General features: G+C 44.6%; 10 protein-coding genes. 3 read left to right on the plus strand and 7 right to left on the minus strand.

Features of this window, described 5'->3' with window-relative positions:
- Positions 1-15 precede the first annotated feature (15 nt).
- The 6 genes from RH85_RS20240 to RH85_RS20265 all read right to left on the minus strand — a co-directional run bounded on the left by RH85_RS20240 (position 16) and on the right by RH85_RS20265 (position 6,908).
- Positions 16-2,871, minus strand: a complete 2,856-nt coding sequence (locus RH85_RS20240; protein WP_006714613.1) for a formate dehydrogenase subunit alpha — start codon at positions 2,869-2,871, stop codon at positions 16-18.
- Between the two features lie 15 nt (positions 2,872-2,886).
- Complete coding sequence (locus RH85_RS20245) at positions 2,887-3,084, minus strand: twin-arginine translocation signal domain-containing protein (protein WP_006714614.1); 198 nt, start codon at positions 3,082-3,084, stop codon at positions 2,887-2,889.
- A 61-nt stretch (positions 3,085-3,145) separates the two neighbouring features.
- A complete protein-coding gene (locus tag RH85_RS20250; protein ID WP_006714615.1) occupies positions 3,146-3,772 on the minus strand; it encodes a TorD/DmsD family molecular chaperone in 627 nt (208 codons plus the stop codon).
- Between the two features lie 9 nt (positions 3,773-3,781).
- Positions 3,782-5,443 (minus strand): 4Fe-4S dicluster domain-containing protein, encoded by a 1,662-nt coding sequence (locus tag RH85_RS20255; RefSeq protein ID WP_006714616.1) that lies wholly within the window; start codon positions 5,441-5,443, stop codon positions 3,782-3,784.
- A 300-nt stretch (positions 5,444-5,743) separates the two neighbouring features.
- Positions 5,744-6,469 (minus strand): DUF3306 domain-containing protein, encoded by a 726-nt coding sequence (locus RH85_RS20260; RefSeq protein ID WP_006714617.1) that lies wholly within the window; start codon positions 6,467-6,469, stop codon positions 5,744-5,746.
- Positions 6,459-6,908 (minus strand): DUF3305 domain-containing protein, encoded by a 450-nt coding sequence (locus tag RH85_RS20265; protein ID WP_006714618.1) that lies wholly within the window; start codon positions 6,906-6,908, stop codon positions 6,459-6,461. The genes RH85_RS20260 and RH85_RS20265 overlap by 11 nt, the downstream gene beginning before the upstream one ends.
- Positions 6,909-7,248: 340 nt before the next feature.
- Between RH85_RS20265 and RH85_RS20270 the strand changes: the two genes are divergently transcribed.
- Together RH85_RS20270 and RH85_RS20275 are read left to right on the plus strand one after the other, a co-directional pair.
- Positions 7,249-8,079: a formate dehydrogenase accessory sulfurtransferase FdhD gene (locus RH85_RS20270; RefSeq protein WP_006714619.1), complete on the plus strand. Its 831-nt coding sequence runs from the start codon at positions 7,249-7,251 to the stop codon at positions 8,077-8,079.
- A gap of 171 nt (positions 8,080-8,250) precedes the next feature.
- On the plus strand, positions 8,251-10,140 hold the full coding sequence (locus RH85_RS20275; RefSeq protein ID WP_006714620.1) for a methyl-accepting chemotaxis protein: 1,890 nt from the start codon (positions 8,251-8,253) through the stop codon (positions 10,138-10,140).
- Positions 10,141-10,307: 167 nt separating this feature from the next.
- Here RH85_RS20275 and RH85_RS20280 read toward each other — a convergent pair whose 3' ends face one another.
- Entirely contained in the window at positions 10,308-11,900 is a 1,593-nt protein-coding gene (locus tag RH85_RS20280; RefSeq protein WP_039949489.1) for an ABC-F family ATPase, read from the minus strand.
- 477 nt (positions 11,901-12,377) lie between these two features.
- On the opposite strand from RH85_RS20280, the gene RH85_RS20285 reads away from it, so the two are divergent.
- A complete protein-coding gene (locus RH85_RS20285; RefSeq protein WP_006714622.1) occupies positions 12,378-14,723 on the plus strand; it encodes an ATP-binding protein in 2,346 nt (781 codons plus the stop codon).
- Position 14,724: the final 1 nt, after the last annotated feature.

Raw genomic sequence — 14,724 nt, forward strand, 5'->3', positions numbered from 1 at the left:
CCATTTTGGGAGTCCTTACGCTTTGCGAATATTACAGAGAGTCACTTTGGTTTCTTGCATCAAAGTAACAGGGTCATAACCGTAAGTGGTCGCCGTGTTAGCAGCTTCACCAAGCACATAAGGAGCTGAACCTTCAGGATATTTATCCAGAAGACTTTCACCCTCGAAGCGACCACCGAAGTGGAACGGTAAGAATGCAAGGCCAGGCATAACGCGTGGAGTTACCATCGCTTTTACCTTAATACGGCCTTTCTCTGCACCTTCAACCCAAACGTCATCGCCATCTTGAATGCCAAGGTCGTTTGCGTCTTTCAGGTTAATTTCAACAAACATCTCTTGTTGAAGCTCAGCAAGCCATGGGTTAGAACGCGTTTCTTCACCACCACCTTCGTACTCAACCAAACGGCCAGAAGTCAGGATAATCGGGTATTCTTTCGATTTATCTTGTTCTTGGATTGATTTGTACATCGTTGGTAGACGGAAGATTGCTTCTTTGTCATCCCACGTTGAGTATTCAGCAAGAAGATCACGACGTGGCGTGTACAGTGGTTCACGGTGCAGAGGAACTCGGTCCGGGAACGTCCATACAATGGCACGTGCTTTCGCGTTACCAAATGGAATACAACCGTGTTTAATCGCAACACGTTGAATACCACCAGATAGATCGGTCTTCCAGTTTTTACCTTCAGCAGCCACTTTCTCTTCTGCCGTTAGGTCATCCCACCAACCAAGCTGTTTTAGTAGCTTGTCGGTAAATTCAGGGTAACCATCTTTGATTTCACAACCTTTTGAGTAGCTATCTACTGCAAGTAGGCTCTGACCTTCAAATTCAACACCAAAACGCGTACGGAAGTTACCGCCACCCTCTGCAACCGTCTTCGACGTATCGTAAAGAATATGCGTCCCTGGGTGTTTCATTTCAGGCGTACCCCAACATGGCCATGGCAAACCATAAGTTTCACCATTTGCTGGACCACCAATGCCTTCAAGTGTTGTGAAGTCAAATGTGTGCCAGTTTTGTTGGTGCTCCTTCAAACGCTCAGGGCTTTGACCTGAATAACCAATGGTCCACATACCTTTGTTAAATTCGCGGGTAATGTCTTCGATAACCGGTTGGTTGTTTTCAACTTTAATGTTCTTAAACAGCTGCTCAGAAATGCCTAGCTTTTGTGAAAGCAGGTACATGATTTCGTGGTCAGGTTTAGAATCAAACAATGGTTGGATAACTTGATCGCGCCATTGGATTGAACGGTTTGATGCAGTCACACTGCCGTGCGTTTCAAACTGAGTCGTTGCTGGTAACAGATAAACACCATCGGTGCGATCATTCATTACCGCGGCAACCGTTGGGTATGGGTCTACAACAACCATCATATCCAGCTTTTGCATCGCTTTTTTCATCTCAGGCCCACGAGTCTGAGAGTTTACTGCGTGACCCCAGTAGAACATTGCGCGAATATTTTCGCGTTGACGGATATTGTCTTTGTTCTCTAGAACGCCATCAACCCAACGAGATACAGGGATACCTGCACTGTTCATTGGTTTTTGGCCAGCGTATGAATTATCGTCGAAGCGACCGTGAACCCAGTTGTAATCTAGATCCCAAACCTTCGACCAGTGACGCCAAGCGCCTTCTGATAGGCCGTAGTAACCTGGAAGCGTGTCAGAAAGTACGCCAAGGTCAGTTGCACCCTGTACGTTATCGTGACCACGGAAAATGTTCGCGCCACCGCCTGATTTACCCATGTTACCCAGTGCTAGTTCAAGCACACAGTAAGCACGCGTATTATTGTTACCGGTCGTATGCTGAGTACCACCCATACACCAAACAACACAGCCAGGACGGTTTTCAGAAAGCAATTTCGCCGTTTCATAAACTTGAGCTTCAGCGACGCCAGTCACGCGCTCTACTTCTGCTGGAGTCCATTTTGCAACTTCAGTACGGATTTCATCCATACCAAATACGCGTTGGTAGATAAATTCTTTATCTTCCCAATTGTTTGCAAATACGTGCCATAGTACGCCCCAAATGAAGGCGACATCAGTACCTGGACGAAGAGCAACGTAATGATCTGCTTTTGCTGCTGTACGCGTACGACGCGGATCAGCAACAACGATCTTACAGTTGTTTTTCTCTTTAGCGATTAAGATATGCTGCATCGCAACTGGGTGCGCTTCTGCCGGGTTTGAACCGATGAATAACATCGATTTACAGTTGTGCATATCATTGAATGAGTTTGTCATCGCACCGTAACCCCAAGTGTTTGCAACACCGGCTACTGTGGTCGAGTGACAGATACGTGCTTGGTGGTCAACGTTGTTGGTACCCCAAAGCGACGCCATTTTACGATACAGGTAAGCCTGTTCGTTGTTGTGCTTAGCACTACCCAAGAAGTAAACCGAGTCAGGGCCTGATTCTTCACGAATCTTCAGCGCTTGCTGGCTAATCTCTTCTAGAGCTTGTTCCCACGAAAGCTTTTTCCACTTACCGTTTTCAAGCTTCATTGGGTATTTTAAACGACGCTCACCATGGCCGTGCTCGCGCAGTGCTGCGCCTTTTGCACAGTGGCCACCAGCGTTAAATGGGTGGTCGAATGCTGGTTCTTGATCCGTCCATACGCCATTTTGAACTTCCGCGTAAACACCACAACCCACAGAACAGTGTGAACAGATAGTACGTTTCTGCTCTACTTTTGCTTCTGGGTCGACCGTTTTAGCTTCTGCTTTTTTGATCATGCCTGGTGCAAATAAACTTGCGCCAACTACCGCGCCACCAGCCGCTAATGAAGAGTTCTTCATGAACGTACGACGTGATACACCAAGTTGATTTTGCTCTTTGCTCACCGAATCGGAGCGTTTTACTAATTTCATGCGCTAAGCTCCAAATTACAATGAGTCGTAATAATCGCGAACATGCTGAGTTTCACGATAGCCCGTCTTCTTTTCGTCAGATTTAATTTCCACAGTTTCTGCTGCGGTTGCCGCTTTGGTTGCACCAGCGACAACTGCACCAGCTACGGCGGCAGTCGTTAAGCCTTTCAGGAGATCCCTGCGGCTTGTATTAATATCATTATTATCTTTCATTATTGCTTCCTTACCCTCAGGTAGTTTTTTTGGGGGCTTGACGCCCCTCTTATCGATGTTATTACTCGTACTCAGTTACGTTTTTTACATCAATTTTTAAATGCGTTTTGCTCTTAGTATTTTTGCTGAACTGCACTTGCTCAAGCGTACCGAAAGCACGTAGCAGCGCTGCTGCTGAGCGGTAGAAATCAGCACTATTGGCGGTTTCTACCTGTTGCGCGAATGCGTCATACCAAGTCGCAATGTGCTTATTGAAGAAAGCTTGTTGAATCTCAACCTCTTCCTCCGTTAGCATCGCCATCACTTCACACAAAGCAGAAATATGATCTTCCGGCTCCTTCACTTGATCTTCACGTTCAAAGCCAAGCAATTCGAGGTCATGTCGAATATCCGCTAATGGTTTTTCCATTAGTGAACCCGTCATATGCCAAGAACCAAATAAAACCGCCTCTCCGCGACCAATACCGATAAAGAGATTTTGATATTCCTCTTCTAACGCTTCGCGTTCGGCATGTTTAGCGGCATCTTGGAGTGCAAACCAAGCTTTTTGCATGGCACTTTCTGTTTGTTCTACTTCAAGCGCAGTCAGAAATTCAATCAGTTCGGCACTTGGGGCTTGGCGAAATAAAGTCGCAAGCAAGAGATAGATATCGCTGCGTAGTGATTGTTGTTCGTTAATGTTTTCCACGCACAGCTCCTAATATTTCAATTGGTTAGTTGGATCTTTCGCCATGCTTTCAAACATGTCGATCACACGGCAGTCTTCACACATCGCAATACGACTCACGGCCGCTTCGTTATCAAAATGCGAGTGACCGCGTAACTTTGATTGCAACATATCAATCATAGATTGAGGTGCAAATGGCTTATGACAACGAGTACATTCCGCCGCTTTCTCTTGATGAATAATAGTCGCTTTTTGACGCGACTCCTTATCCCAGTTGATGCGAGGAGTTAATGTAAGAACATTTTCTGGACACGCTTTGGTACATAAACCACATTGAATACAGTCTTGTTCAACAAACATAAGTGAAGGAGATTGACCATCGGTATGCAGAGCACGTGTTGGACAAACCGCCACACAACTCATGCATAATGTACAATCTTTGCTCTCACACTCTACGTTGCCGTATGGCGCACTCGCTGAAAGTTCAACAATGTTATCGACTGGAATACGTGACATTGCCAATGCATCAAGAGCGGTAAACAAACGTTGACGCTTATTGCCTTCTAAATCGCCTAATGCCAGATCAAATGAATCAGTACAAAGTGTTGGAGGGCCTTCGCGTAATGATTCAAGATAAAGGATATCAATACACTCTTTTTGAATTCCCAAATGAGCTAATAGCTCTTGGGCCATTGATACTTCATTATTCAAAATACGAATGATCGTTGGCGGCATAAAGCGACTAGCAGCAAACAGAACTTGAGTCGCACCATTCACCAGCGCGGCGAACCAAGTATCAATGCCAATGGATGGTAATTCTTCTACAACGACCGGAATGACGTTATCTGGCAATGCTTTAAGTGCCATGACGTTGTAACTTTCATGACGCGAACTACAGATAAGAACGATCGGATCTAGACCACCAGCTTGCTCATAATTGGCGAGAGTACGCTCAATGAATTTTTGTGTATCACTTGGATTTGGTAGTGCGTAGTGGATAGCTTCTGTCGGGCAAGCCGTTGCACACGTTCCCACCCCTTGACAAAGGTATGGGTTAATTTCGATATGGTGACCGCTTTTATCGTCACCTTGACTGGTTAATGCACCAGCCGGACATGCGTCTACACAACGCTCACAACCTTTTACGCCGCGAGAGCTATGTGCACACAAATCGGTATCTAAACGGAAAAATTTAGGCTTATCGAAAGTCCCCATTAAGGTTGGGATCTCTTCCAAAGCATCGGCTAGTTTTGGATAACCACGACCAACAGGGTAATAACCAGGAACTGGAACCTCTTCGCTCATACAGCTATTTAGGCAAAGATCCAAAACCACATCAAAGCAATCATGACCAATCGCGACTTCTGCTAAGTTACTACGTAGCAGGTTGTTTTCAATCGTCACTTCAAAGGTACCAAGGAAACCGGTCACTTCTACTGAATTAGCGTAGTAAAGCTGACTATTGGTGCCCTTTTCCCCATCCGTAGAGAGCAGTGTCAAACTTTTCATTTGCGACAGTTGTTGTGCTGCGCTCTCAATGATGGTCGTAGGACCGACAATAAGCGTATTACCACCACTTTCATAACTGACCGTTGGTGGGATCAAATTGGTTAGCTCGACGGTGTTGTCAAACGCGTAAAGTCTCGCTTTACCATTTGTAGATGTTGCTTGTTCTAATAGTTGTTTTAGCATCGCTCAGTTCCAGGGTTTAAGCAGATGAATTTAACTTCGGTTACACCGAAATCTTATCTACCCTCCTAATAGCAAATGCCGTACCAACTTTTATTTTAATTAATATCAATAACTTAAAGTTGAAATTGCGAAGTCATCAGATAAAAAAAACCGAGTGAGACAAATTGTCTCACTCGACGTTGGCTTGAATAAGTCAAAATGTACCTATTTTTAGTGTGGTATATTTTGTCTCAGTGGTTTCTAGCCCTGATAGATAAGCCGCTAAACAAAAAATGAGCAATGCATTTTATTCGTCGATCATCACAGCGATTTATCGACAGTCGCACCATTATCATCTGCACAATCGGTGGGCTCGCTTTGCTTCGATGTTTCGCTAATCTCAGTTTCGTAATCACTGTCAGAATCCACTGATTGCGAAGGCTCAGCATCGGATGCATAAGCGCTTTCCGCTTCACTATCAACAATAGTGTTATCTGAACTTTCTTCAGTGATTGAATCATCAGATAATGTGCCATCTTCTTGTTCAAATGCTGAGTCTGACGTTGCGTTTTGTTCTGCCGCCTCTTCCGGTTTTTCCTTCACCCATTCACGTAATGTTTCCGCCACGCCTTGTGATAACGTCTTGAGGTTACTGTAATCCTCATCATAGTCATCTAAGCCATCACGAATATTAAATTCTGCCGACATAAACATCTTACGCATAGCCGCTTTCTTGGCACTCTCTTCTACCTGAGAAACCAATAAGTTGGCCAGTGACATTTCCTCTGGATCTTGAGTGTCAGGCTCTGTCGCCTCAGCTTCGTTAGCCTCTTCCGCTAATGCTGAACCTGTAGTTGTTGTCGCATCTACACTTGATGAGCGCTCTAAAGCATCCACAGTATCTTGATCGTTAACCTGTGATTCTATTGATTCTGATTGTTGAGTTTCTGCTAGCGTCATAGGTTCGCGAGCATGATCAGACTCTTTTTCAACGGCCTCGCTACCCAGTTTACGTTTCGACCAGCGGCTTAAAAAGTTAGTTGCCATTTGAACGTCCTGCACCTTTGCGTTTTTTACGTCGCGTTTCTAATAGTTCACCATGGCGACCGATGAAAGCTTCCATCCACGCCTGAATTGGCAAAGGAATATCATTTGATAAGACGAGGTAGTCGCCATCCATATATTGTGCAGCTACACTTTGCGAGGCGGTCAACGTGACCACTTTAACCACGTCATTGCCATTAAAGTTATCCAGAATAAGAAACAGCTTAGGCTGCTGAGAACTAAGGTTAAAGCGGTAATCAGTACGCTCGTCACGATGCAACTGCAGCAAGGTCAAACGCTCGCTCTGCTGTTCTGGTTTGATATTAAAACCAGTCAACTCTTGTTGTGTGGTTGTCCATCTACCCGTTTGTATTTCACGAGCGACTAGATCACATTCAACTGGCCAAATGTCATCGGTTTTTTCAAGCGTTAAAATGGACATAGTTCACCTTTGTTTTTCGTTATACTGCCTACTTACGCGATGTTTAAGCAATATTTGTTCCCAATACTACTCGCACCAATAAAGAATTGTGTTTCTAGCCAAAGTATCGATGACAAGTAGCAATGAAAAACAACGCAATTACCGCTAAGATAAATTCTAGCCGATGGACGCTTATCCGGATACTTTAACGCAAACCGTCATTGTGGTGACTAAATGGGGTACAGTAATTGCTTAAGCAGTATTAAGTCCGTGAGATTGCGTCAATTTGATGCGTGTAATAACTTTTATCCCGCTTGCTTGAGAGCCTCTCTCAAGTTAGTGACTAGCTATAGGAACTACCGTGGTTAAGCCAAATATAATTAAAACCAGTGAAAACCCACTACAAACCATCGAAGTAGAAGTGTATGACGAATATGGCGAGAAACTCACAGAGCAGATTGCCTGTGAACGCCCTCTTACCGTGATGCTTAACTGGCGCGAAGTGGTGACACTAATGACGCTTGGATCGCGCCCTGAATCATTAGTCTTAGGCTATTTGAAAAACCAAAGTTTTCTGTCTGATCCTGAGTCGCTAGAGTCGGTGATTATTGACTGGGAAACCAATTCCGCGGCTGTGATCACCAAAGAAAACACCGAACACATTGAAAGTGCCTTGAAGAAAAAGACGGTGACCTCTGGTTGTGGCCAAGGCACGATGTACGGCAATGTCATGAAGCAACTTGAAAATTACCAAGTGCCGCAAACTCCGATTAAGCAATCTGAAATCTATACCGCCCTAGAAGCATTAACACATTACAACGACACCTATAAAAAAGCGGGTGCCGTGCATGGTTGTGCGATTTGTCATGATGACCAAGTGCTGTCATTTGTGGAAGATGTAGGCCGTCATAATGCGGTCGACACCTTGGCCGGTGAAATGTGGCTTAATCAAGAAACCGGTGACGGTAAGATTTTCTATACTACAGGTCGTTTGACGTCTGAAATGGTCATCAAAGTGGCACAAATGGGTATTCCAGTATTATTATCTCGTTCAGGAGTGACACAAATGGGGCTTGATTTGGCGCAGAAATTCGGCATCACCACCATTGCCCGCGCGAAAGGTTTACGCTTCCAAGTCTTTACTGGAGCAGACAAAATCACCTTCGATGTCAAAGGCCAAACTGAACAATAACCGCTTCATCCACAGTAAGCCCCTATATATATTGGGGCTTACTGCTGTCTTTATTGAGTTGCAAAACCCCTCGACACTGCTATTAGTTTAATAACCGCTTAAAACCAAAATCACATCAAGTGAACAATATGATAAAGCGGACCTTAAACGTCATCAGCTAGGGAGGTGTCTATGTCTCAGTCACCCAATGTTTCGCGCGCTCTAAATGGAATTAGCATTCGTGCTAAATTAATCTTACTCAATGCTGTACTTATTATTGGAGTCATCTGTTACGGTTTTTTTGAACAGTACAGTCTCAACAACCTACATGAATTAGAATTAGCCTCAGTAGAAAACACCGCCGCTGAAGTTGATCTACTCAACCTGCGTCGCCATGAAAAAGATTTTCTTGCGCGTCACGAATTAAAATATCAAGAACGATTTGAACAAACCTTTTCCAAGCTTTCCACTCGACTGACAGATTTGGATCAGCGCATTCACGATCATGGACTTCAGTTTGATACTCGCATGGGTGTCATCGTGTCAACATTGGATAACTACCACGAAAAGTTTTCGCAGCTCGTCACGCAAATTGAAAAGATTGATTCTCAATCCAATAGCAGTGCTCTTTTGCCCCAGTTAGTTGAAGCGAGAGAAACATTACGTGAAAACGTTGTAGCGCTGAACAACCTGCAAGCGAAAGTCGCGTTTTCATCACTGATGGAAAATGATTTTAAGTACATAGGCAAACCCAGTGAACAAACCGAGCTTGGCCTGTCACAATCATTGCAGTCGTTCCATCAGACCTATGCAAGACACCCATCATTGAGTAACGCGTTTGACGATTACCAGCATGCCCTAGTCAATCTATTTGAAGCTAATATCGCATTAGGCTTAACACCCAATGAAGGTTTGCGAGGTGAGTTAAGAAGAACAGTGCATCAAACCGAACAAGAGATCCTCTCATTACAAACTGAAATTGAAACTGCCATTGTCCAAGCGTCGGACAAGGTTAAAAATCAACTGCATATCTTTGGCGCTATTATTGCCGCAGTCGTGTCAGGACTACTCATTTTGATTGGCCGTAGTGTGTTAAATCGGATACAAGATATTAATTCGATGATGAGTAATATCGCCAGTGGTAACGGAGATCTTACCGCACGCATGGATGCGCAAGGCAGTGATGAACTGGCTCAACTGGCCAACTCCTTTGATAGATTCATATCTAAGCTACACGGACTTATCCAAGATGTTGCTGGGGTCAAAGAAGTACTGAACCAAAGCTCAATTGAGAGTGAACAAGCCGCATCAAATAGCATTAAAAATGCAGAGCAACAACGGATTGAGTCTGAATCGGTGGCGACTGCGGTGAATGAACTGGTGCAAACCAGTAACGAAATTACGCAGAATATCGAGCATGCCGCTAGCAATGCCTCAAAAATGAAAGAAGGCTCTCATCGTGCGTTAGACATTACCCATAATGCCAGTAACAGCATGCAGAACTTGGCCAATGACATTGCCAACTCCCAAAACCTGATTGAACAATTAGAAGAACAAAGCCGTGAAATTAATTCCGTTATTTCAACCATCCAAGGTATTGCAGAGCAGACCAATTTGTTGGCTTTAAATGCAGCAATAGAAGCAGCACGAGCGGGTGAATATGGACGTGGTTTTGCTGTTGTTGCCGATGAAGTAAGAGATCTGTCGATGAAAACAGATAACTCTACTCGCCAGATTGAATCAACCATCAGTAATCTGACAGAACGTATTCATAGCACCGTTAGCATGATGTCTGAAAGTCAGCTGCAAGCCGAGTCGACCAAGCAAGAAACCCAACGAGTCGTAGAAGCGATTGATAGCGTCAATCAGCAAATTGAAGATCTATTTAATATGAACGCGCAAATAGCAACAGCATCGGAGGAGCAATCGATGGTATCAGCTGAAATCGATCGAAATATTACTCAGATAGCAAACCTTGCTAATGATACGCATCGCGAAGTTAAAGGGTCGGTCACTTGCAGCAAGCAAGTCAGTGACGTGAGTGTAAAGTTGGATGCCATTGTGGCGCAATTTCGCTACTAGCGCTTCAGCAGCACAATGTAGTCGTCAGAAACCCTTACCAATATTCACACTTTTTGCATAACTAGACGGCAAGTAAGCAAAAACCCCGGGTTAGTAATTCTAACTCGGGGTTTTTTATGCATTTTTTTGTTTAGCCTTGCTGGACAGCAAGACTAATAAAATGTCATTTACGCATCGATACCACGGTGTTTTTGGTATTCAGCATAAGTACCACGGAAATCGTGGATTTTGCCATCACGGATCTCAAGGATACGCGTTGCTAGCGAGTCTACGAAGATACGGTCGTGCGATACGAAGAACAAAGTACCTTTGTATTCTTCAAGAGCCGTGTTTAGCGCTTCAATCGATTCCATATCCATGTGGTTAGTTGGTTCATCCATTAGCAGCATGTTTGGTTTGTGCATCATTAGCTTACCAAGCAGCATACGACCTTGCTCACCACCAGACAGAACTTTAACTGACTTCTTAATATCATCTTGACCAAACAGCATACGACCAAGGAAACCACGAACCACTTGCTCGTCGTCGCCTTCTTGACGCCATTGACCCATCCAATCCGTTAGGTTTAGATCTTCCGCAAAATCATGGGCGTGGTCTTGCGCGTAGTAACCGATGTTTGCGTTTTCAGACCATTTGAACTCACCGCTGCGTGGCTCTAGTACACCCGCAAGTGTGTTCAATAGTGTTGTTTTACCCACACCGTTCTCACCGATGATTGCAACACGCTCACCTACTTCGAAAATCGCATCAAAGTTGCTGAATAGATCTTGATCAAAGCCTTGAGTCAAACCTTCTACGTTCAGTGCGTTACGGAATAGCTCTTTAGACTGTTCAAAACGAATGAATGGGTTTTGACGGCTTGATGCTTTAACTTCATCAAGTTGAATCTTATCAATCTGTTTTGCACGTGATGTTGCTTGTTTTGCTTTCGATGCGTTAGCAGAGAAACGTGCAACGAACGTTTGCAGTTCAGCAATCTGTGCTTTTTTCTTCGCGTTGTCAGACAGTAGACGAGTACGAGCTTGCGTTGCCGCTGTCATGTACTCATCGTAGTTACCTGGGTAAACACGTAGTTCGCCGTAATCCAAGTCAGCCATGTGGGTACATACTGAGTTTAGAAAGTGACGGTCATGCGAGATGATGATCATGGTGCAGTTACGTTGGTTTAGCGTATCTTCCAACCAACCGATCGTATCCATGTCCAAGTTGTTCGTTGGTTCGTCTAGTAGCATGATGTGTGGGTCTGCAAATAGAACCTGTGCCAATAGCACACGCAGTTTCCAACCTGGTGCTACTTCGCTCATTAGGCCGAAGTGCTGCTCTAGTGGAATACCTACCGCTAGAAGAAGCTCACCCGCTTTAGACTCAGCCATGTAGCCGTCCATTTCTGCGAATTCAACTTCTAGATCCGCCACCTTCATACCATCTTCTTCACTCATTTCTGGTAGAGAGTAGATACGATCGCGTTCTTGCTTAACAGCCCAAAGCTCTTTGTAACCCATGATAACCGTGTCGATTACGGTGAATTCTTCGTAAGCGAACTGATCCTGGTTTAGTTTTGCTACGCGCTCGTTTGGATCGTAGCTTACGTTACCTGCGCTTTGCTCTAGCTCGCCGCTCAGGATTTTCATAAAGGTCGATTTACCACAGCCGTTCGCGCCGATAAGACCGTAACGGTTACCTTCGCCAAACTTAACCGAGATGTTTTCAAAAAGTGGCTTAGCGCCAAACTGCATGGTGATATTCGCTGTGGAGATCAAAACCTGTATCCTAATCTAATTCGTCAAAAAACCGCGCCACGTTACTTATAAAGTCCCCTAACTGCAAGTGTTGATTTCAGTTTCGCCCATTTAAGAGCCGAGCTTTTCTTCGAACCAAGCTGTAAAGAACTCAATAAACTTATGCACTTTTACCGGTGTGTGTTCGCATTCGTTACCAACCAGGCTCACCGCGAGCGCGCCGTTATCCTATTGTGGCAGTAAAAGCTCGATTTGTGGATTATTGGCCAAGATATAACCCGATAAAAATGCAATCCCCTGATGTTTGTCTTTATGCCACCCAATTTGCTATGTATCACGACTCACTCAGAGGCGAGCCGTGGTGCCTTTTTATGACACGTTCCTGACATTTTGTTATCATTTATCAATACAATGCGTCCCCCCTTATTTTATAGCGGAAACTCCTCTTCCGTTAAAACAACTACAATAATTCCTAGATAACTAATTTAAGAGATAACTATGCGTTTTTATGTGCGCTGTTTATTGCTCGTCAGCATGCTGATGGCTTGGCCAACGCTGGCGAACAATGACTACGGCTTTCAGTCTCAACCTCAACGTTCTCCCGTTGCGGATGAAATCGCTCAACAAATTTCAGCCTTGCCTGAACCCCTATTTATGTCGAGTAAAGACAAACGCCAAGTCAATATCTTGCTCGCCAAGGTGCTGCGTGTTCAACGAGAGCAGATCGCGAAGTTTGATACTCAGCTTGTGGCTCATCGCCAAAATGGCTCCCCCCAAACATGGGCAGACGTACAAAACAGCTACTTTACATTGACCAGTCTCAACCAAAGTAAAGAAGCATTATTAGCATTGACCAATCCGGCTAATCGCGATCGTTTAACGGGTTTTGGCCCCTATGGGGTGACGCAATTTAAGCAAGAGTGGCAGTTAACCAAACTCAATGCTGAATATATCCTCTACTTCCAGATTGGTAGCTTTAAGGCGCTGATCAAAGATATCTTTATTTCGCCAATTCCGGTTATCTGGGCGGCGTTAAAAGTGCTCTTTATCTATTTTGGTCTAGTATGGTGGTTGTCCAACAGCAAGCGACTGATTGATCTATTCCGCGTTAGTCAATTGGAAAGCAATAACAAACCACCATTCTGGGTACGTATCGTTTGGTACATCAGTCGTGCGCATCGTGCAATTGCATGGTTAATCGCTATTACCTTGTCATTGCGCGTACTTTCGCAAATTCCAAGCCTGCAGCATTTGATCTTCCTAGAGATCTTTACTTGGTGGGTATTGGGTGGCTCAATTGCTATCAGCTTTATCTTAGAATTTGCTTACCGCAATAGCCGCACATCGTCACGTGATGTGATTGCTCTACGTTTATCGACCATCCGTCGCTACGTATGGAGTATCATTATTGCTGGCGTGATCATGCAGATTTCAATGCGAACTTTAGGAAAAGGCACCATCTACACTTGGATCTACAGCGCCTTATTCTTCTGGTTTGTATTGGTGACGATTTCCATTTTGCGTTTATGGCGTAAAAAGGTATTTGAATCCCTCAATGAATATACTGAGCGACCGGTATGGGTCTCGTGGGCAATTAATCGTCAAGATACGATGTTACTCAACATTGCCGCGACCGCGATTGGTATTACATGGTTAACTATTGAAAGTGCCAAACACCGCCTGATGGCGCTGCTATCACGCTCGACCCTATTTAGTCAGGCGTTGGCCTACCTATTCCGCATTGAAGTAGCAAAACAATCTGATATTGATAAGTGCCAACATCACCTAGTGCGCATTAAAGGCGAGCAAGTGTTTGAATACGTCTTACCAGGCAGTATGGATAGCACGTTAATCAACTACGCTACGGAAGAAGTTAAACAGCTCTCACGTTACCTGATGTCAGATAACCCCGCGATATGCGTGGTATCGGGCGAACGTGGCATTGGTTCTACGACACTGCTTAACAGCATGCTAAACAAGGTATCAAATGCCGAGCCAATTTATCTCAACTGCCCTTATTCCGGCTATTCAGGACTGTTGGCGCAACTGGCTCTGAGCTTAGGTCTTGATGAAGAATCAAGTGAGATTCAAATCCTAGCGTATTTGCGTAAGAGCGAAACCACCTACTTAATTGCGATCGATAATGCGCATCGCTTGGTGAAACCAATGGTTGGTGGACTTAGCGATCTTATTCGCGTCACTAACCTACTTCGTCGCTCGAAAAAGAATCACCGTGTTGTGCTTTCTATCGTGAAATCAAGCTGGCGCTTTGTTGATCGTGCCCGTGGTGAACGCTTGCTGTTTGATTTGGTTTGTTTCCTACCTCGTTGGAACGAAAAACAAATCGGTGAACTGCTCGATAGCCGCATCAATAAAGATCTTGAAAAACCGCTCTCTTTTGAAGGTTTAGTGGTACCAAAACAGTGGGATCAAGATGAAATGAGCGAAGAAGAGCGTGCGAAACAAGGCTTTTACCGCATTCTTTGGCACTACTCAGACGGGAACCCTACCGTCGCCTTGCGTTTCTTCCGTTTATCGATCAACCGCAATAAAGAAAGCGACCAAGCGGTGGTTCGATTGTTCCATGTACCTGAATCGCAAGAGCTTGAAAACATGCCAAAACCAATGCTGGCGGTACTGCGTTCAATCGTACAACTAGAAATTGCATCACCAGAGATTCTCTCTGACTGTACTCAACTGAGTATTGCCGAAATCACGGGTATTTTGCGTTACTTCCAAAGCCGTGGTTACATTGAGTGGAGTGAAGATCAAGCGCGTGTTTCGGATCACTGGTTCCGTCACATTACTAACGTTCTCGACCGTCAACATCTTTTGGTGAAGTAGT

The sequence above is a fragment of the Vibrio ichthyoenteri ATCC 700023 genome, from assembly GCF_000222605.1.
GTDB lineage: Bacteria > Pseudomonadota > Gammaproteobacteria > Enterobacterales > Vibrionaceae > Vibrio > Vibrio ichthyoenteri.

Excerpts from the sequence above, each read along its gene's own strand:
- RH85_RS20255 (WP_006714616.1), bottom strand. The coding sequence starts at position 5,443 with ATGCTAAAACAACTATTAGAACAAGCAACATCTACAAATGGTAAAGCG.
- RH85_RS20265 (WP_006714618.1), bottom strand. The coding sequence starts at position 6,908 with ATGTCCATTTTAACGCTTGAAAAAACCGATGACATTTGGCCAGTTGAA.
- RH85_RS20260 (WP_006714617.1), bottom strand. The coding sequence starts at position 6,469 with ATGGCAACTAACTTTTTAAGCCGCTGGTCGAAACGTAAACTGGGTAGC.
- RH85_RS20245 (WP_006714614.1), bottom strand. The coding sequence starts at position 3,084 with ATGAAAGATAATAATGATATTAATACAAGCCGCAGGGATCTCCTGAAA.
- RH85_RS20275 (WP_006714620.1), top strand. The coding sequence starts at position 8,251 with ATGTCTCAGTCACCCAATGTTTCGCGCGCTCTAAATGGAATTAGCATT.
- RH85_RS20285 (WP_006714622.1), top strand. The coding sequence starts at position 12,378 with ATGCGTTTTTATGTGCGCTGTTTATTGCTCGTCAGCATGCTGATGGCT.
- RH85_RS20240 (WP_006714613.1), bottom strand. The coding sequence starts at position 2,871 with ATGAAATTAGTAAAACGCTCCGATTCGGTGAGCAAAGAGCAAAATCAA.